Annotated in this window: 20 protein-coding genes and 1 tRNA gene; 11 read left to right on the forward strand and 10 right to left on the reverse strand. The window is 63.9% G+C overall.

The window, feature by feature from the left end:
* Window positions 1–44 precede the first annotated feature (44 nt).
* Window positions 45–827, reverse strand: a complete 783-nt coding sequence (xth, locus tag AC0J5K_RS07890) for an exodeoxyribonuclease III (protein WP_170850517.1) — start codon at window positions 825–827, stop codon at window positions 45–47.
* A gap of 325 nt (window positions 828–1,152) precedes the next feature.
* Between xth and AC0J5K_RS07895 the strand changes: the two genes are divergently transcribed.
* The 3 genes from AC0J5K_RS07895 (at window position 1,153) to AC0J5K_RS07905 (ending at window position 3,422) form a co-directional block, all read left to right on the forward strand.
* Entirely contained in the window at window positions 1,153–1,326 is a 174-nt protein-coding gene (locus AC0J5K_RS07895; protein WP_158499031.1) for a hypothetical protein, read from the forward strand.
* A gap of 63 nt (window positions 1,327–1,389) precedes the next feature.
* The gene (locus tag AC0J5K_RS07900) at window positions 1,390–2,487 is read left to right on the forward strand and encodes a DUF6902 family protein (RefSeq protein WP_074835735.1); all 1,098 of its coding nucleotides are present in this window, start codon (window positions 1,390–1,392) and stop codon (window positions 2,485–2,487) included.
* A complete protein-coding gene (locus tag AC0J5K_RS07905) occupies window positions 2,487–3,422 on the forward strand; it encodes a DMT family transporter (protein WP_048531903.1) in 936 nt (311 codons plus the stop codon). The genes AC0J5K_RS07900 and AC0J5K_RS07905 overlap by 1 nt, the downstream gene beginning before the upstream one ends.
* Window positions 3,423–3,429: 7 nt before the next feature.
* Here the strand turns inward: AC0J5K_RS07905 and AC0J5K_RS07910 are convergent, their stop codons facing one another.
* Complete coding sequence (locus AC0J5K_RS07910; protein ID WP_048531902.1) at window positions 3,430–3,753, reverse strand: HesB/IscA family protein; 324 nt, start codon at window positions 3,751–3,753, stop codon at window positions 3,430–3,432.
* A 102-nt stretch (window positions 3,754–3,855) separates the two neighbouring features.
* Here AC0J5K_RS07910 and AC0J5K_RS07915 point away from each other — a divergent pair, with 102 nt between their 5' ends.
* The 7 genes from AC0J5K_RS07915 (at window position 3,856) to AC0J5K_RS07945 (ending at window position 10,721) form a co-directional block, all read left to right on the forward strand.
* Complete coding sequence (locus tag AC0J5K_RS07915) at window positions 3,856–5,013, forward strand: deoxyguanosinetriphosphate triphosphohydrolase (protein ID WP_420398635.1); 1,158 nt, start codon at window positions 3,856–3,858, stop codon at window positions 5,011–5,013.
* Between the two features lie 102 nt (window positions 5,014–5,115).
* Window positions 5,116–6,861 (forward strand): arginine--tRNA ligase, encoded by a 1,746-nt coding sequence (gene argS, locus AC0J5K_RS07920; RefSeq protein ID WP_074835731.1) that lies wholly within the window; start codon window positions 5,116–5,118, stop codon window positions 6,859–6,861.
* Between the two features lie 77 nt (window positions 6,862–6,938).
* On the forward strand, window positions 6,939–7,997 hold the full coding sequence (locus tag AC0J5K_RS07925) for an SPOR domain-containing protein (protein ID WP_074835729.1): 1,059 nt from the start codon (window positions 6,939–6,941) through the stop codon (window positions 7,995–7,997).
* Window positions 7,994–8,992 carry a glycoside hydrolase family 3 N-terminal domain-containing protein gene (locus AC0J5K_RS07930; protein WP_274562316.1) on the forward strand — a complete coding sequence of 333 codons (999 nt, stop codon included), beginning with the start codon at window positions 7,994–7,996 and terminating at the stop codon, window positions 8,990–8,992. The genes AC0J5K_RS07925 and AC0J5K_RS07930 overlap by 4 nt, the downstream gene beginning before the upstream one ends.
* A gap of 3 nt (window positions 8,993–8,995) precedes the next feature.
* A complete protein-coding gene (locus AC0J5K_RS07935; protein ID WP_048531897.1) occupies window positions 8,996–9,793 on the forward strand; it encodes a segregation and condensation protein A in 798 nt (265 codons plus the stop codon).
* Complete coding sequence (gene scpB / locus AC0J5K_RS07940) at window positions 9,794–10,456, forward strand: SMC-Scp complex subunit ScpB (protein WP_048531896.1); 663 nt, start codon at window positions 9,794–9,796, stop codon at window positions 10,454–10,456. It begins immediately after the preceding gene.
* Between the two features lie 70 nt (window positions 10,457–10,526).
* Window positions 10,527–10,721, forward strand: coding sequence for a hypothetical protein (locus AC0J5K_RS07945; RefSeq protein WP_048531895.1), 195 nt, complete (start codon window positions 10,527–10,529; stop codon window positions 10,719–10,721).
* Between the two features lie 167 nt (window positions 10,722–10,888).
* Here AC0J5K_RS07945 and AC0J5K_RS07950 read toward each other — a convergent pair whose 3' ends face one another.
* From AC0J5K_RS07950 to AC0J5K_RS07985, 8 genes are all read right to left on the reverse strand, one after another.
* Window positions 10,889–11,959 carry a 2'-deoxycytidine 5'-triphosphate deaminase gene (locus AC0J5K_RS07950; protein WP_274562313.1) on the reverse strand — a complete coding sequence of 357 codons (1,071 nt, stop codon included), beginning with the start codon at window positions 11,957–11,959 and terminating at the stop codon, window positions 10,889–10,891.
* A 64-nt stretch (window positions 11,960–12,023) separates the two neighbouring features.
* A tRNA-Pro gene (locus AC0J5K_RS07955) sits at window positions 12,024–12,100 on the reverse strand.
* 64 nt (window positions 12,101–12,164) lie between these two features.
* Window positions 12,165–13,265, reverse strand: a complete 1,101-nt coding sequence (locus AC0J5K_RS07960) for a MerR family transcriptional regulator (RefSeq protein ID WP_274562312.1) — start codon at window positions 13,263–13,265, stop codon at window positions 12,165–12,167.
* Window positions 13,266–13,277: 12 nt separating this feature from the next.
* On the reverse strand, window positions 13,278–13,580 hold the full coding sequence (gene ihfA, locus AC0J5K_RS07965) for an integration host factor subunit alpha (RefSeq protein WP_048531893.1): 303 nt from the start codon (window positions 13,578–13,580) through the stop codon (window positions 13,278–13,280).
* 101 nt (window positions 13,581–13,681) lie between these two features.
* Entirely contained in the window at window positions 13,682–14,653 is a 972-nt protein-coding gene (locus AC0J5K_RS07970) for a beta-ketoacyl-ACP synthase III (protein ID WP_048531892.1), read from the reverse strand.
* On the reverse strand, window positions 14,650–15,783 hold the full coding sequence (plsX, locus tag AC0J5K_RS07975; RefSeq protein WP_048531891.1) for a phosphate acyltransferase PlsX: 1,134 nt from the start codon (window positions 15,781–15,783) through the stop codon (window positions 14,650–14,652). Before plsX ends, AC0J5K_RS07970 begins: the two co-directional genes overlap by 4 nt.
* A 27-nt stretch (window positions 15,784–15,810) precedes the next feature.
* Window positions 15,811–16,017 carry a 50S ribosomal protein L32 gene (rpmF, locus tag AC0J5K_RS07980; protein ID WP_048531890.1) on the reverse strand — a complete coding sequence of 69 codons (207 nt, stop codon included), beginning with the start codon at window positions 16,015–16,017 and terminating at the stop codon, window positions 15,811–15,813.
* A gap of 244 nt (window positions 16,018–16,261) precedes the next feature.
* A complete protein-coding gene (locus tag AC0J5K_RS07985) occupies window positions 16,262–16,831 on the reverse strand; it encodes a YceD family protein (RefSeq protein WP_274562301.1) in 570 nt (189 codons plus the stop codon).
* Window positions 16,832–16,919: 88 nt separating this feature from the next.
* Here AC0J5K_RS07985 and AC0J5K_RS07990 point away from each other — a divergent pair, with 88 nt between their 5' ends.
* Window positions 16,920–17,381: an outer membrane protein assembly factor BamE gene (locus tag AC0J5K_RS07990; RefSeq protein WP_074835719.1), complete on the forward strand. Its 462-nt coding sequence runs from the start codon at window positions 16,920–16,922 to the stop codon at window positions 17,379–17,381.
* The last annotated feature ends 13 nt before the right edge of the window (window positions 17,382–17,394 follow it).

The raw sequence follows: 17,394 nt of genomic DNA on the forward strand, positions 1-17,394 counted from the left end.
GGCTTTATAGAGTGGGTTCTCAACCCACCGCGCATCCGCCGGTCTCAAGCGGCGAGATCGACCCAGACCGGCACGTGATCCGAAGGCTTTTCGCCGCCGCGCACGGCGGCGTCGATCTGGCAATCCTGCATTAGATCCGCGCATTCCGGCGACAGCAGGAAGTGATCGATCCGGATGCCGTTGTTGCGCTGCCAGGCGCCGGCCTGGTAATCCCAGAAGGTGTAATGCCCGGGCCCCTGAACCCGCGCGCGAAAGGCCTCGGTATAGCCCAGATTCTCGATCCGACGGAAAGCGGCGCGGCTCGCCGGAAGGAAAAGCGCGTCGTCTTTCCATTGCGCGGGCGTTTCTGCATCTTCTGATTGAGGAATTATATTAAAATCTCCCGTTATAAGTGTGGGGAGCTCTTCTGCCATTAAGGTTTCGGCGCGGATTTTCAGCCGTTCCATCCAGGCAAGTTTATAATCGTACTTGGGGCCGGGGACCGGGTTGCCGTTAGGTAAGTAAAGCCCGCAGATCCGGATTGCGTGCTGCGATCCCATTACAGTGGCTTCGATCCAGCGCGCCTGTTCGTCACTGTCATCGCCGGGCAGGCCACGGGTCACATCCTCGAGCGGCAGGCGCGAAAGCAGGGCGACCCCGTTGAAGCCTTTTTGACCATGGGTTTCAACATTGTACCCCATGTCCTCGAAATGTTCTCGGGGAAAGCCTTCGTCGACCGACTTGATCTCCTGAAGTACGGCGACATCCGGCGCGGCATCGCCAAGCCAATCGGTCAGCGCATTGATTCGCGCCTTGATGCCATTAATGTTGAAAGTGGCAATCTTCATCGCGGCCTCCTTGATCGGAGGCCAATATCCTTTCGATAGGGTCAGGGGACAAGCGCAAAATTGCGCCGGGTCCAGCGACGAAATGCGCATAAGCTATAGTTGATTCGATGGAATTTACTGCCGCAACCCGCGATTTTCTGGGATTTTCCGGCCGTGCTATAAATTTGTGCGATTTAGGTTTTATGTAATATTGGCAAATGCCTGTATACCATATCTTGTGTGGATAAAAGACTTATCCACAAGGTATAGTTGAAAAATGTTTTGAAATGCTCGGAAGGGTGGAGAAATCTGGCCGTGTCGAAAACATTCAACACGGAGACACACGATGCTCGCACTTGTTCAAGAAACCCTTAACGAAACCAAAACCGAAGAACTGGTCATCGAGACCACCGAGATCTCGGCCGGCGATCACGTCGACACGATGATGTGCGTCTCGATCGAAACCGGCACCGACATGTTCGACGGTGACCAGGTCCAGGCGATGATGTGCGTGTCCTGAGCGGCGCGCAGGACTGAACACGCTCGGACCGGGCGCATTTGATATTCATCGGAGGACCCAATCATGTCGAACGTTGTCTATTTGAATGTGCCCGGCCCCAGGGAGCGGCGAGCGGCGCGTTCCGGCGCGCTCATCCGCTCATTCGCCGCGCATCGGCGCGGCCCCGAGGATGTGTTCTGGCTCAAGGAAAACGCCGAGCTGCTGAACATCCTCGAATGCACCGGCCAGGAGGTTCCGGCGACGCTGCTGGAGCCTTATGGCGCCTTCTATGACAACGCCCGCGAAAAGCTGGCGTTCTTTCCCCAATATTATCGCTTCATCCTCTCGCTGACCCTCGATCTCGAGGCGCTCGGGATGCCGGGTGATCATGCCGAATCGATGTGCGCCTGGGCGCTGCGGCAGGATCTGGTCGGCGGAGAGACCTCTGACATCCAACGTGCCGAGGCTTTTCGGCTGATGCAACGGCGCGGAATGGATCCACTTGGCGACCAGGGTGCCGCTGAAGCGCGTCTGCGTGACTTCATTGCGCGTCCGGAACGCTTTGCATTGCCCAACAAAAAGGCTGCCTTCGAGCTGACGCACATCGTATTCTACCTCTCGGAGTATGGGCGGAAAGACCCGGATCTGGGGCCGAATGAGTTGCGGTCGCTGGAGAATGCAGGGCTTTTGGCTTTTCTTGACGGAAACCTGGATCTTCTTGCTGAGATTTGCGTGGCAATGCGCTATGCAGGTTTCAACCCCTCGGGGATTTGGGAAGAGTGGATCAATTGCAAGATGAGCGAATTTGAGATTTCAGAATTGGATGCAGGCCAGCCGGGGCAGCGGCCCGTGGCCGATGTCTATCACGAATATCTGACCTCGTCCTGGCTTGCCGGCGTTCAGGGAAAAACGCCCTTTGGCGAAGTGCCGTTGCGCCGCAGGGGCCAGTCGGGGGCCTTGGCCATTCACCGGCCGCGCGCCGGATCGGCGGCGCTGCGCGAAATCTCGGTTCAGCTGTTCCGCATGGACGACCGCTCTGACGCCTGGGCCGCGATGCGCAGCCAGATCGGCGCCAACCTGACCGACACCGCCCGCGCGCGACTGGCGCAGGCCGAGGCCTCGACCGGGCATTTCGAGGCGTTTTTCGAAGAATTCGCCCGCGCACAAAAGGTTAGCGCCTGATGCGGGTGGGGCCGGCAGGGATCAGTATCACGACTTTCGGCACCGGGCTGGTGCTGATCTATACGCTGCTGATCACCTTTTCCGATGCGATCACGAAATACCTGGCGCAATCCTATGGCGCGCCGCAGCTTCTGAGCATCATTGCGCTGCTGATCGCGCTGATGTCGCTCGGCAGCAGCCGGGTACGCGGCGAAAAGGTGACCCTGCGCACCAATTTCCCCGGTGTGATGGCGATGCGCGCCGCGCTGACGGTGGTGGCGACGGTGATGTTCTTTTATGCGCTGGCAACCTTGGCGCTGGCGCAGGTCTTTCTCTTTGTCGCGCTGGTGCCGCTGCTTTCGGCGCTGATGTCGGGGCCGATTCTTGGGGAACGGGTGCGCCCGGCTGCCTGGGTCGCGCTGGGATGCGGCTTTCTCGGGGTGCTGTGCATGGTCGAGATTCGCCTGTCGACGATTACCACAGGCCACATCGCGGCCTTTGTCGGCGCGGTCTCGGGCACCGGTTCGATCGTGCTGTCACGCTACATCGGCCGGCGCGAGAACACGCCGCTGGCCCAGGTCTTCTATCCGCAGCTCGCGGTCTTCCTGTCGATGCTGCTTCTGGCGCCTCTGGGCTGGCAGCCGATGCCGCTGTTCGATCTGATGATGGCGGTGCTCTGCGCGGTGGTGCTGTTTTCGGCGCGGCTGCTTCTGGTGATCGCGCTGCGCCATCTCACCGCCTATGCGGTGACACCGCTGATGAATCTGCAATTCGTCTGGATGGTGCTGATCGGGCTGGTCGTGTTCAACGAAGTGCCCCAGGCCAGCACGCTGATCGGCGCGATTATCGTCATGGTTTCAGGCGCTTACCTGGTGTTCGATCAATCCCAGGCGGAAACCGCGCCGGACCATGCGATGCCGGTCAGCTTTCGCAAGCCCGTCCTGGCACGGGGCTGATCCAACCTCAGATCGAAAATGACGTGCCGCAGCCGCAGGCGCTTGTGGCATTGGGGTTCTCGATCACGAAACGCGCGCCGATCAGCTCTTCGCTGAAATCGATGACCGCCTCGGTCAGAAACGGCAGCGACACGGCGTCTACCACAACCTTTTCGCCTTTGCTTTCAAGCACGAGGTCATCGTCGGACGGGTTGTCGAGCCGGATATCGTACTGAAAGCCCGAGCATCCGCCGCCCTCCACGGCCACGCGAAGGGCCTTGCCCTCGGCACTGGCGCCGATCTCGGCCAGGCGTTCAAAGGCGCGCTCGGTCACTTTCGGCGGCAACTGCATGACAAATCTCCGGTTTTCCTGCACAAACGCCCTGCCGGGCGGTTTTATCGTCTTCCATGGTGCAATATAGAAGCGGCGCAGGCCGTCAACAAGGAGGCTGCGATGATCGCGCCTTATGCGTCCAGACCCGAAACTTCGCGCGGACGTCTCAAACCGGAAGAAGAGAGCCATTTTCGCTCGTGTTTTCAACGCGATCGCGACCGGATCATCCATTCCAGCGCCTTTCGCAGGCTCAAACACAAGACCCAGGTTTTTGTCGAGCACGAAGGCGATTATTACCGTACGCGGCTGACCCATTCGATCGAGGTGGCCCAGGTGGCGCGGACGATCTCGGGCGCGCTGGGGCTCAACCAGGAACTGACCGAGGCGGTGGCCCTGGCGCATGACCTCGGGCATACGCCGTTCGGTCACACCGGCGAGGATGTGCTCGACGCCTTGATGGCGCCCTACGGCGGCTTTGACCACAACGCCCAGGCGTTGCGCATCGTCACCAGGCTCGAGCAGCATTACGCCGAGTTCGACGGGTTGAACCTCACTTGGGAAACCCTTGAAGGCATTGCCAAACATAACGGTCCCGTGGTGGGCGATCTGCCCTGGGCCCTAGCCGCATATGATGCCCGGCACGACCTTGAACTGCACACCCACGCCAGCGCCGAGGCACAGGTTGCGGCCATTGCCGATGACGTCGCTTACAACAACCACGATCTGCACGACGGGCTGCGCGCCGGGCTCTTTACCGAGGCGGATATCTGCGATCTGCCGATTGTCGGCGCCTGTTTCGCCGAGGTTGATGCGAGATATCCCGGATTGGAGGAAAAACGCAGGCGCCACGAAGGTTTGCGGCGCGTCTTTGGTGTGATGGTTGCAGATGTGATCGACACGTCTGCGGCGCTTTTGCAGGGGACCGGCGCCACCTCGGCCCAGGACATCCGCGAGCATTCCGGCCCAGTGGTCCGGTTTTCGACGCCGCTCTGGCAGGACATTCAGGCGATCCGCAGCTTTTTGTTTCAGCGCATGTACCGGGCGCCGGGTGTGATGGAGGTGCGCCGCGAGGTCGGGCAGGCGGTGGAAAACCTCTTTGCGATCTACATGAAAAGCCCCGATTTGCTGCCCGAAGCCTGGCACGCCGAGCTGCGGCAGGCGCCCGATGACATGGTCAGACGCGCGCGCAGCGTGTCGGATTACATCGCGGGCATGACCGATCGCTTCGCCCTGCAATCGAACCGACAGCTCTGCGGCGGGTCGACGGGCGACGGCTGACAGGCCGGCGCGTGCCGCCGGCGGGCCGGGCCTCGGCCCTAGGCTTCGATTGACGCCCGCGCGCGGCATGATAAACCCCGGGCAAGCTTGAAGGACCAGACGATGAACCTCTTTTCCGACCTGCGCGGGACGGTGATTGCCGCGCTCGACCAGATGACCGCCGAGGGCTTGCTGCCCGAGGGCCTCGATTTCGCCAATGTGGCGGTGGAACCGCCGCGCGATCCGCTGCACGGCGACATGGCCACCAATGCCGCGATGGTGCTGGCCAAACCGGCGCAGAAAAAGCCCCGCGACATCGCCGAGGCGCTGGCCGATAAGCTGCGCGCCGACGATCGGATCACCGAGGCCGATGTTGCCGGCCCCGGCTTTCTCAACATGCGGCTGTCGCCCGCCGTCTGGCAGGGCGTGGTCGGCACGGTCCTGACGCAGGGCAGGGATTTCGGCCGCTCCGACATGGGGCAGGGCCAGAAGATCAACGTCGAATATGTCTCGGCCAACCCCACCGGCCCGCTGCACGTGGGCCACACCCGGGGCGCGGTCTTTGGCGACGCGCTGGCCAGCCTGCTGGATTATTCCGGCCATACGGTGACCCGCGAATATTACATCAATGACGGCGGCGCACAGGTCGATGTGCTGGCCCGCTCGGTCTATCTCCGGTATCTCGAGGCACATGGTCAGGAAGTCGCCTTCGAAGACGGCACCTATCCCGGCGATTACCTGATCCCGGTGGGCGAGGCGCTCAAGGACAAGGTCGGCGACGCCTATGTCGACCAGGGCGAAGAGGTCTGGCTGGCCGAGGTGCGCGACTATGCCACCGAGGCGATGATGGAACTGATCCGCGCCGATCTGGGCCTGCTGGGCGTGCAGATGGATCATTTCTATTCCGAGAAATCGCTTTATGGCACCGGCCGGATCGAAGCCGCGATCCAGGACCTCGACGCCAAGGGGCTGATCTATCGCGGCACGCTCGAGCCGCCCAAGGGCAAAAAGCCCGAGGATTGGGAACCGCGGGAGCAGACCCTGTTCAAATCCACCGCCCATGGCGATGACGTGGACCGGCCGATCAAGAAATCCGACGGCAGCTGGACCTATTTCGCGCCGGACATCGCCTATCACTATGACAAGATATCCAGAGGCTTCGACGGCCTTATCGATGTCTTCGGCGCCGATCACGGCGGCTATGTCAAGCGCATGAAGGCGGCCGTTTCGGCGCTGTCGGACGGCAAGACGCCGCTCGACATCAAGCTGACGCAGCTGGTCAAGCTCTACAAGAACGGCGCGCCTTTCAAGATGTCGAAACGCGCCGGCACTTTCGTCACCCTGCGCGATGTCGTCGATCAGGTCGGGCCCGACGTGACCCGCTTTGTCATGCTCACGCGCAAGAACGATGCGCCGCTGGATTTCGATTTCGACAAGGTGCTGGAACAGAGCCGCGAAAACCCGGTGTTCTACGTGCAATATGCCAATGCCCGGGTGCATTCGGTGCTGCGCAAGGCCCGCGACGCAGGCATGGCGCCCGAGGCCGGCGCGCCGAGCCGGGCCGATCTGGCCAAGCTGGACCATGCGGCGGAACTGGCGGTGGCCAAGAAACTGGCCGAATGGCCGCGCCTTGTCGAGATCGCGGCGCGCACCCATGAGCCGCATCGCGTTGCTTTCTATCTCTATGAACTTGCTGGCGAATTCCACACGCTCTGGAACCGGGGCAACGATCTGCCCGAGCTGCGTTTCCTGCAAGAGGGTGACCGGGACACATCGCTGGCGAAAATCGCATTGGCGCGGGCCGTGTCGGTTGTTATTTCCGCCGGTCTTGGTATCCTTGGCGTGACCCCGGTGGAGGAGATGCGCTAAGACATCTGGTCGCCGGTCAATAGAGCAGTCAGTAGCATAACCCCGCGGCGCGTATCGCGGGGAGCGGAGAGGCGAAAATGGCAGATTACCAGATGTCCGGATCCCCGGTGGGATACGGTGGGCAAGGCGGATTCCAGACACATACCCCTGAACCCGGTCGCAAGGGCGCCGGCATGGGCACCTATGCCAATGTGGCGGGGGCGGCGGTGTCGCTGGCGCTATTGCTGGGCGTGGGCATCTGGGGCTACCAGCTACTGGTGCGAGATGTGTCCGGCGTGCCGGTGGTCAAGGCAACCTCAGGGCCCTGGCGCGTGGCGCCGGAAAACCCCGGCGGCGAAGCCGCCGATCACCAGGGCCTGGCCGTCAATGAGGTGGCCGGCCGTGGCACCGCCTCGGGCCCGGTCGACCGGGTGGCGCTGGCGCCGCAACCGGTGGGGCTGGAAGAAGAAGACGTCCCGCGCGAAGCGCCGCGCCTGCGCAGCCAGGAGGCCGCAGCGCAGACCGAACTGGCCACTTTGCCCGACACCGATGAGGCCGCGCCGGTGCCCGCGTCCCTGGCGATCATGACCAACCGGGTCGAGGGGGGCACCGCCCCCAAACCGGACGGCGATGCCACGATCCAGGCGCTGGTCGATCAGGTGGTCGCGGATGCCATGCCGCTGGGCGATGACGCGCCTGCCGCGGGACAGCCGGTCAAGACCGCGCTGAAACCGGTGGCGGAAGAACAGGCGCCGGTGGTCACCGGGCCCGGCGTACGTCGCAGCCCGCGCCCGCGCAACCGCCCCGCCGAGCTTGTCCGCGCCAGCCAGGTGTCCGCCGTCACCCCGGTGGCCGCCACCCCCGCCGTGGCCGAGGTGGCGACGCTGGCCGCCGCGGATCTGGCCACCGGCACCCGCCTTGTGCAACTGGGCGCCTATGAGAGCGCCGAGGTCGCCGAGCAGGAATGGGGCCGGATTTCGGGCCGGTTCGACAGCTTCTTTGACGGCAAGGCGCGGGTGATCCAGAAAGCCAAGAGCGGCGGCCGCACCTTCTATCGTCTGCGCGCCCATGGCTTTGGCGATCTGGCCGAGGCCCGCCGGTTCTGTGCCGCGCTGGTGGCGGAACGGGCCGATTGCATTCCGGTCGTGGTGAAATGACCGCCACCGCCGCGATTTTCGCCCCGCGCGGGGAGAAGCTGACCGGCGTTGAACGGCAATTCTTTCGCGATGTGGACCCCTGGGGCTTTATCCTGTTCGCCCGCAACATTGGCGATGCGGCGCAGCTCCGCGCGCTGTGCGAAGATCTGCGCGCAACCGTGGGCCGCGACGCCGCGATCCTGATCGATCAGGAAGGCGGCCGGGTGCAGCGCATCCTGCCGCCTCTGGCACGGCGCTGGCGTCCGCCGCTGACCGATGTGGCGCGGCTCGGCGCGAGAGCGCCCGAGGGCATGTACCTGCGCGCCCGGATCATGGCCGAAGAGCTGCGCGGCTTTGGCATCGACGTCAATTGCATCCCGACGCTGGATGTGGCGGGCGAAGGCACGCATGAGTTCCTGCGCAACCGCTGCTACGGCGAAACCCCCGACCAGGTGACCGACGTCGGCCGCGCGGTGGTGCGCGGGCTGCTCGATGGTGGCGTGCTGCCGGTGATGAAACACATCCCGGGCCATGGCCGGGGCCGTGTCGACAGCCATCTCGAGCTGCCGCATACGCGGGCCTCTGTGCATGAGCTGCGGGCGGTCGATTGGGTGCCCTTTGCCGCGCTGAGCGATGTGCCGATGGGCATGACCGCGCATATGATCTTCGAGGCGGTCGATCCACATTTCCCGGCCACGCAATCCGGTGCGATGATCAACCTGATCCGTGAAGAGATCGGCTTTGCCGGTTTGCTGATGACCGACGACATCTCGATGCAGGCGCTGAGCGGCACGCCGGGCGACCGCGCCAAAGCGGCGATCGCCGCCGGCTGTGACCTGGTGCTGCATTGCAACGGCTATCTCGACGAGATGCGCGACGTGGCCGACAACGCCGGGCCGATGAGCGAGGGCGCGTCTCTGCGTGGCCGCGCCGCGCTGGCGCTGCGCCAGCCGGCAGGAGAGGTTGACACCGAGGCTCTGGATGCGCAGTTTGAGGCGCTTCTGGCAGGGCGCTAGGCTATGGACGAAATCGAATTCGACGAGACACCGCAAGAGCCGCAAAGCGTTGCCGACCGGCTGGCGGCCGAGGCGCTGATCGTCGATGTCGACGGTTTCGAAGGGCCGCTCGACCTGCTTCTGATGCTGTCGCGCACGCAAAAGGTCGATCTGCGCAAGATCTCGGTGCTGGAACTGGCGCGGCAATACCTGGCCTTTGTCGAAAAGGCCAAGGCGCTCAGGATCGAGCTGGCGGCGGATTACCTGGTCATGGCGGCCTGGCTGGCCTTTCTCAAATCGCGGCTGCTGTTGCCGCCCGATCCCGAGGAAGAAGGCCCGTCGGGCGAGGATCTGGCGGCGCATCTGGCGTTCCAGCTCGAACGTTTGCAGGCGATGCGCACCGCCGCCGCCCAGCTCATGGCCCGCAACCGGCTTGGGCGCGATGTATTCGCGCGCGGGGTGCCGGAGACGGTTGAGCGCGTGAAGTCAGTGACTTACACGGCGACCTTGCTGGACTTAATGCAGGGCTATGCCCGGATCCGCACGCGCGACGAATTCCGTCCCTTCGTGATGGACCGCGACTCGGTCTTTACCATGGAAGAGGCGCTGGAGCGGATGCGGGGCATGATCGGGTTCGCCGGCACCTGGACCGATATTTCCCTATATCTTCCAGAAGGTTGGGCGGCAGACCCGGTGCGGCTCCGTTCGGCCACCGCGGCGACCTTTGCGGCCTCGTTGCAACTGGTCAAGGAGGGCAAGGCGGAATTGCGCCAGCAAGGCACATTCGAGGCGATCGAGCTTCGCCGGATCACGGATAAATAGATGAGCGACGACGTGCAATCGACTGACACCGAAGAGAAAAGCCTCTTCGCGGCCCCGCCCATGGCGGAACAGGAGCGGATGGTCGAAGCCGTGCTCTTTGCGAGCGCCGAGCCGGTGACGGTCAGGGATCTCGAGGCCCGAATGCCGCATGGTTGCGATGCCGCCGAGGCGCTGGTGCATCTGCGCCGGCGGTACGAGGGGCGCGGCGTGCAGGTCATCAAGGTCGGCGAGGCCTGGGCGATGCGCACCGCCGCCGACCTGGCCTTTCTGATGCAGAAGGAAACGGTCGAGACCCGCAAGCTGTCACGCGCCGCCATCGAGACGCTGGCGATCATTGCGTATCACCAGCCGGTCACCCGCGCCGAGATCGAGGAAATTCGTGGTGTGAGCGTGTCGCGCGGTACGGTGGATCAGCTTTTGGAAATGGAGTGGATCCGCTTTGGCCGCCGCAAGATGACGCCGGGGCGGCCGGTGACCTTCGTTGTCACGCCGGAATTCCTCGATCATTTCGGGCTGGAAAGCGCGCGCGACCTGCCGGGGCTCAAGGAACTGCGCCAGGCGGGCCTGCTGGAGAGCCGGCCGCTGCCCGGCACGCCGCAATTCGGCGAAGGCGAGGACGAACCCGAGGCGGAAGCGGGACAAAGCGAGCTTTTCGAAGACTGACCGCAGGAGCGTCCATATTCTGGCACGATTTGCTGGTATTCCATGGGCACATCATACGGGAGAGCGGGCGATGAACGCCAATCAACTGATCAACATGGTCGTGCGGATGTTTCTGAAAAAGGCGATGAGCCGCGGCATCGATGCCGGAATCGACCGGGTCGCCAAACGCAGCGGCGCGCGGGGGACCAGCCCAAAGCAGACCAAGGCTCAGGCGCAACAGGCCAAGCGCGCAATCCGCATGGCGCGGCGGGCTGGTCGGTTGTAAGCGTCTCTTCATGTGCTGCATAAATTTAACGCGATACATTCACTTAAGGTAATGCATGAAGTTAAGGTAACGCCTTAACTTCATGTGATGGGTGAACCCTCCCGTCCGGCTTATGGATTTGCGTTAGGGTCACCACGTAAGGGATTGTTTTGAAATTGAAAAGCGACTTACTTGAAGTGCTTTGACAACTTCAACCCCTGGCCCTGGTAATTCGACTGCAAGCCGGCGCCATACAGCACGTCGGGCTGTGCCTGCATCCGCTCATAGACCAGCCGGCCGACGATCTGGCCATGTTCCAGCACGAAGGGCGCCTCGTGACAGCGGACCTCGAGCACGCCGCGCGCGCCTTGACCGCCGGCGGCATCATGGCCGAATCCGGGATCGAAGAAGCCGGCGTAATGCACCCGGAACTCGCCTACCATGGCGATATAGGGCGCCATCTCGGCGGCGTAGGCGGGCGGGATATGCACGGCTTCGCGGCTGACCAGAATATAGAAGGCGCCGGGGTCGAGGATCAGGTGACCGCTGGTGCTGTGCAGCTCTTCCCAGAACTCCAGCGGATCGTAATGGCCGATCCGGTCAAGATCGATCACCCCGGTATGGGGTTTGGCGCGGTAGCCCACCAGCGTGCCCTCTGCCGGCTCCAGATCGACGGAGAAGCCGAGGCCGCCATCGATCACCGCCTCGCTGTCGACAAGCGGTGTCTCGGCGTGGACAGCGCGCAGGGTGGCGTCGTCCAGCACCGCCTGACCCTTGCGAAAACGGATCTGGTTGAGCCGCATGCCGGGGCGGACAAGCACGGAGAACGACCGCGGGCAGATCTCGGCATAAAGCGGGCCGGTGTAGCCATCGGGGATGCGGTCGAACTCGGTGCCCTGATCGGTGATCAGCCGGGTCAGCAAGTCGAGCCGGCCGGTCGAGCTCTTGGCATTGGCCACCGCCTGGATACCTGCGGGCAGGGCGAGCGATTCCATCAGCGGCACCACATAGACCGCGCCCTTTTCCAGCACCGCGCCGGCGCTGAGGTCGATCTCGTGCATGCCGAATTCTTCCAGCCGATCCGAGACCTTGCGATTTTGTCCGGCGAGGAACGAGGCGCGCACGCGATAGGCCTTGTGACCCAGCCGCAGATCGAGGCTGGCGGGCTGAATCTGCGCCTCGATGATCTCGGGATTGCCGGTTATGGCCCCCTGGGCGATCAGATCGCTGATGTGCTGGCTTGCGAGTACACCTGTCATGTGCGGTTTCCTTTCGAACAAGGACCCGACACACCGCAGGGTGTCTTTTGGGGGAGGAGTATAATGGTCGGGCTAGCAGGACTCGAACCTGCGACCTTCCGTCCCCCAGACGGACGCGCTACCAGGCTGCGCCATAGCCCGACTGGAGTGCCTACATACCTGTTTTCGGCGGCGGGGCAAGAGGTAATTGCCAACATTTTCAAAGTCAGTTTCTGCCGGCGTGACTCATTGCGCGCGCATGGTCGCGGACCCGCACGATCAGCGTCTCGATCTGCTCGGCACTCAGCCCCAGGTCGCGGGTTTTCGGTGCAGTGAGCAGGGTCAGCAGGCCCGGGGCGGCGGCAACCTCGTGGTCGCTCGGATCGGGCGGAACATCGATGTCGCGGACGCGCGGTGCATCATCGTCGCCGTCCTCCTCGGCCTCGGAGTCGCGCAGGACGGCGGCCAGCAGCGCGGCGTCGTCTTCGGGCGCGGCCTGTGACGGGACCGGTGCCGTGGCTTCCGGCGCCGGGTCGGGCAGGGCATGAGACAGCGGGTCTGGCTCCGGCTCCGAGGGGGCCTGCGGCGCATCTTCGGCGGCCTTCGTGGTCTCGGCCGGATCAGCCGGCGGCGGATTGTCGAGCGCCTCTTCGGGCAGCGGTGTCGCCGACGGGCCGCCGGGCGTCTCGGCCAGACGTTCCGACATCGGTTTTTGCAAGAAGTCCGGCAGATCCTCGGTGTCGGCCGTTTCGGCCGGGCTGTCCGGCGCGCTCGGGGCGGGTGTGGCTTCCTCCGGCGAGGCAAAGGCATTGTCGCTGCCGGTGCCTTCGGGCGCAAAGAGATCGGTGATCTCGGGCGTCGCCTCGCGGAGTGTCTCGCTCGGCGCGGACAGGGGCACGGCGGATTCGGGCTCGTTCGGGGCGGGCGTGTCCGGCGGGGCGTCGCCCGGGCCGCTGCGACTGGTGAAATCCAGCACCTGACCGGTTTCCGGTGCCATGGGTGCCGGCGTGGCCTGTGGAGTCGCCTCGATCATCGCCTCGAGATCTTCCTCGAGTGGCGGCGACATGGCCGAAACGTGTTTGATCCCCTGTTCACGCAGGATCTTCTGCACGCCCTTGATGGTCATGCCGTCGTCATGCAGCAGCTTCTTGATGCCGCCGAGCAGCGTCATGTCGGCGGGGCGGTAATAGCGCCGTCCGCCGGCGCGTTTGACCGGCTTGACCTGGCTGAACTTGCTTTCCCAGAAGCGCAGCACATGCGCCGGGGTGTTCAGCCAATCGGCGACCTCGGAAATGGTGCGAAAGGCGTCGGGGGATTTGCTCGGCATCGCCCGCGCCCTTTAGCGCCGGTTGCCCGCGGCGACCCGGTCTTTCATCAGGTGCGATGGCCGGAACGTCAGGACGCGGCGCGGCTCGATCGGCACTTCCTGCCCGGTCTTGGGGTTGCGGCCGACGCGCGCGGCCTTGTCACGCACGGAAAAGGTGCCGAAGGACGAGATCTTGACCTGCTCACCGGCGACCAGCGCATCGGACATCAGGCTGAGCACACGTTCGACGAGTTCGGCGCTTTCGTTGCGCGAAAGCCCGACTTCGCGAAACACCGCTTCGCTGAGGTCCATACGTGTCAGTGTCTTGTCGCTCATCAGAAATCTCCCCAGATTTTCCACAGCTTAGGCGGGGGAGCAAATCCGAGTCAATATGAACGACCGGGGCAAAGGCGAAAAACCCGTGCAAAAACCGTCGATTACCAGCGCAGAACCACGGCCCCCCAGGCCAGGCCGCCGCCGATTGCCTCGGTCACGATGAGATCGCCCTTTTTGATCTGCCCGCGCTCGACGCCGACGGAGAGGGCAAGAGGAATCGATGCCGCCGAAGTGTTGCCGTGGTCCTGAACGGTGACAACCACCTTGTCCATCGGCAGGCCCATCTTGCGCGCGGTGCCCTGGATGATGCGGATGTTGGCCTGATGCGGCACCACCCAATCGACATCCTCCGAGGACACGCCGGCGCTGTCCATCGCCTTGACGGCGGTGGCGGCCAGCTTTTCGACGGCATGGCGAAAGACCTCCTTGCCCTGCATGCGCAGAAAGCCGGTGGTCTGGGTCGAGATGCCGCCATCGACATAGAGAATGTCTTTGTGGCGGCCGTCGGAATTGAGATCGGTGGCCAGGATGCCGCGATCCTCCGGGGTGCCGTTCCCCTCCTGCGCCTCGAGCACCAGCGCGCCGGCGCCATCGCCGAACAGCACGCAGGTCGACCGGTCGTTCCAGTCCATGATCCGGCTGAAGGTCTCGGAACCGATCACCAGCACCCGGCTGGCCTGGCCCGAGAGGATCAGCGCATTGGCATTGGTCAGCGCATAGGCAAAGCCGGCACAGACTGCCTGAAGATCGAAGGCAAAGCCGTGATCCATGCCCAGCTTGGCCTGCACCATGCTGGCGGCGGAGGGAAAGGTCAGATCGGCGGTGGAGGTGGCCAGGACGATGGCGTCGATGTCATTGGCCGCGAGCCCGGCCTGGTCCAGTGCGCGCTGGGCTGCCTTGGTGGCAAGATCGGAGGTGGTTTCGCCCTCGGCGGCGAAGTGGCGACGTTCGATGCCGGATCGCGAGCGGATCCATTCATCGGAGGTATCCAGCGTCTTTTCGAATTCGGCGTTTTCGACCACCCGTTCGGGCAGGTAATGACCTGCACCGATAACAACCGCGCGTCGCGTCATATATGCTCTCCTGTGGTCGCTCCGTCACCCTGGGCGTTGTCTTCCCTGGCTTGTTCGGCGACCTGCGCGGCTGCCGCGATATGGGCAGCCACTTTTTGGTTGAACCCGGCATTGGCCAGCTTGAACGCCAGCTTGACCGCGGCGCTCACCGCCATGGCATCGGCCGATCCGTGGGATTTTACCACAGTTCCGTTCAATCCGAGAAAAACCCCGCCATTGACCCGGCGCGGATCGATGCGTTTTTGCAACCGGCGCAGCGAGGGCAGGGCGAGAAGCGCCGCCAGCCGCGACAGCGGGGTGTATTTGAAGGCTTCCTTGAGAAAGTCGCCGATCAGGCTGGCGGTGCCTTCGCCAGTCTTGAGCGCGACATTGCCGGTGAAGCCGTCGGTCACGATCACGTCGGCGCGGTTGCCGGGGATGTCACCGCCTTCGACGAAGCCCACGAATTCATAGCGACCGTTCTGGGCGTGGTTGCGGATCAGGTCATGCGCCTCGCGCAGCTCCTGCCGCCCCTTGTGTTCCTCGGTGCCGACGTTGAGCAACCCGATGCGCGGCGGATCGACATGCAGGCCGTTGCGCGCATAAGAAGCGCCCATCAGCGCGTATTGGAACAGATCATGCGCATCGGCGCGGACATCCGCCCCGACGTCGAGCATGACGTTGAACCCCTGTTTGTTGCGCGAGGGCCAGAGCACACCGATGGCCGGGCGGTTTACCCCCGGCAGCTTGCGCAGACGCACCATGGAGAGCGCCATCAGCGCGCCGGTATTGCCACAGGAGACCGCCACGGCCGCCTCGCCGTCGCGCACCGATTCCAGCGCCGACCACATCGAGGTGCCCTTGCCACGGCGCATCACCTGGCTGGGCTTGTCGGTCATCGCGACAACGCCCTCGGCATTGCGAATCTCGCAGCGGCCGCGCAGCGTCTTGCGCTTGGCGACAAGCGCGCGCAGTTCGTCCTCGGGACCGTGCAGGATAAAGCCCAGATCGGGGTTTTTGCGTGCCGAGCGGTCACATCCCGCGACAACGGGGCCGGGACCTCGGTCCCCGCCCATCGCGTCGATCGACAAGACAACACGCCTGTCACCCGGCCCGGCCTCTGCCGCAGTCTGTCTCGTGGGTGCGGTCATGAGGGAGAGGCCTTGCCAGAGGAAGCCTTAGGCTGCGTCTTCGTCCAGCTCGATTTCGTCTGCCACGGCAACGACTTCACGTTCCGCGTAATGGCCGCAGGACGGGCAGACATGGTGCGGGCGCTTCAGCTCACCGCAGTTGTCGCATTCGTTGGGGTTGGCAGCGACCAGGGAATCATGCGCACGGCGGTTGTTCCGGCGCGATTTGGACACTTTATTCTGCTGAACAGCCATGGCTCAATCTCAAGTCTTTCTCGGGGGGCACGTCAGCCGCGCCCGCGGTTTCGGATGGTTCCGGGCAGATACGCGCACATGTGCGGTATATACAACCCCAAATCTCTCAGAGGGCGCGAAAATACGACTTTTCGGCCCCCTTGCAAGCGATTCCTTTGTCGCAGGCAACCCGCGTCCCGGGCCCGGTGGCTGTGGCGGCCAGGAGGCCCCGGATCGGGGTCCGGGGCGCGCGGGCGGGCATGGCTCAGACCTCGCCCTCGCCGTTTTCCAGCTTGCCCTTGAGGGCCGCCAGGGCGGCAAAGGGTTTGGTGTCCTTGTCGCGCAGCGGTGTCTTGCCCGGCTCGGTCACCACCATTTCGCCCAGAGGCGGCGCAGTCTCGGCGCGCGGATAGTCGGGGATATGCAGCGCCAACGCCTCGAGCATCACCGCATGAGGGTCGATATGGCTGGCCAGCGGCTCGGCGGTGTCATCCTCGGGCATCTCGGTCTCGGCGCCTTCTCGCACGGTCTCCTGCCAGTCCGAGACATAACGGCGTTCGACATCGGCCTCGATCCGCGTGGTCACCGGCTCGAGCGTCTGCACGCAGGGCTGCACCACCGTCGCGCCAAGCCGTCCGGTCAGCACGAAGTCGCGTTTTCCGGCGCTGCGGATCTCGCCCTCGAAGCGCAGCTTGCGCAGCGCGCTCAGGTCGAAATCGGCCGCCAGCGCCCGGCGTTCGGGCTCGGTCGGGGCGAGGGCGAACCGATGCGGCCGGTTCTGCGGCAGGGCGGTGACCACCAGCGCATGGCGGCTGTAATCGATCTCTTGTGACATGAACCTGAGCGCATCCTTTCTTGAACCACGGGCCAACCTTCTGTAAGCGGGATATAAAGTACGGCAGGTGCAAAGCAAGAGGGCAGAAATGACAGGCAGAACCAAAGCCATGCGCATGGTGGTTGCCTTGGCCTGCGCCGCCGTCCTGTCGGCCTGCGTGGCACAATACCGCAATCACGGCTACCTGCCCAGCGACAGCGAACTGTCCGATGTGATCGTCGGCGTCGACACCCGCGACACCGTGGCCGAGACCATCGGCGTGCCCGGAACCAGCGGCGTTCTGGATCAGGGCAATTATTATTACGTCGGCAGCCGGGTGCGCCACTACGGCGCCTTTCCGCCGGAAATCGTCGAACGCGAGATCGTGGCGGTGGAATTCGATGCCGATGGCGTGGTGCGCAATATCACCCGCTACGGGCTCGAGGATGGTCGCGTGGTCGCGCTGACACGCCGGGTGACGGTGACCGGCGATGGCGACATCGGCTTCATCCGCCAGCTCTTTGGCAACATCGGCGGCATCAACCTCGGTGGCATCGGCGACGGCGGCTGAGCCGGGCCGCGGC

It is taken from the genome of Marinovum sp. E3 (genome assembly GCF_055755275.1).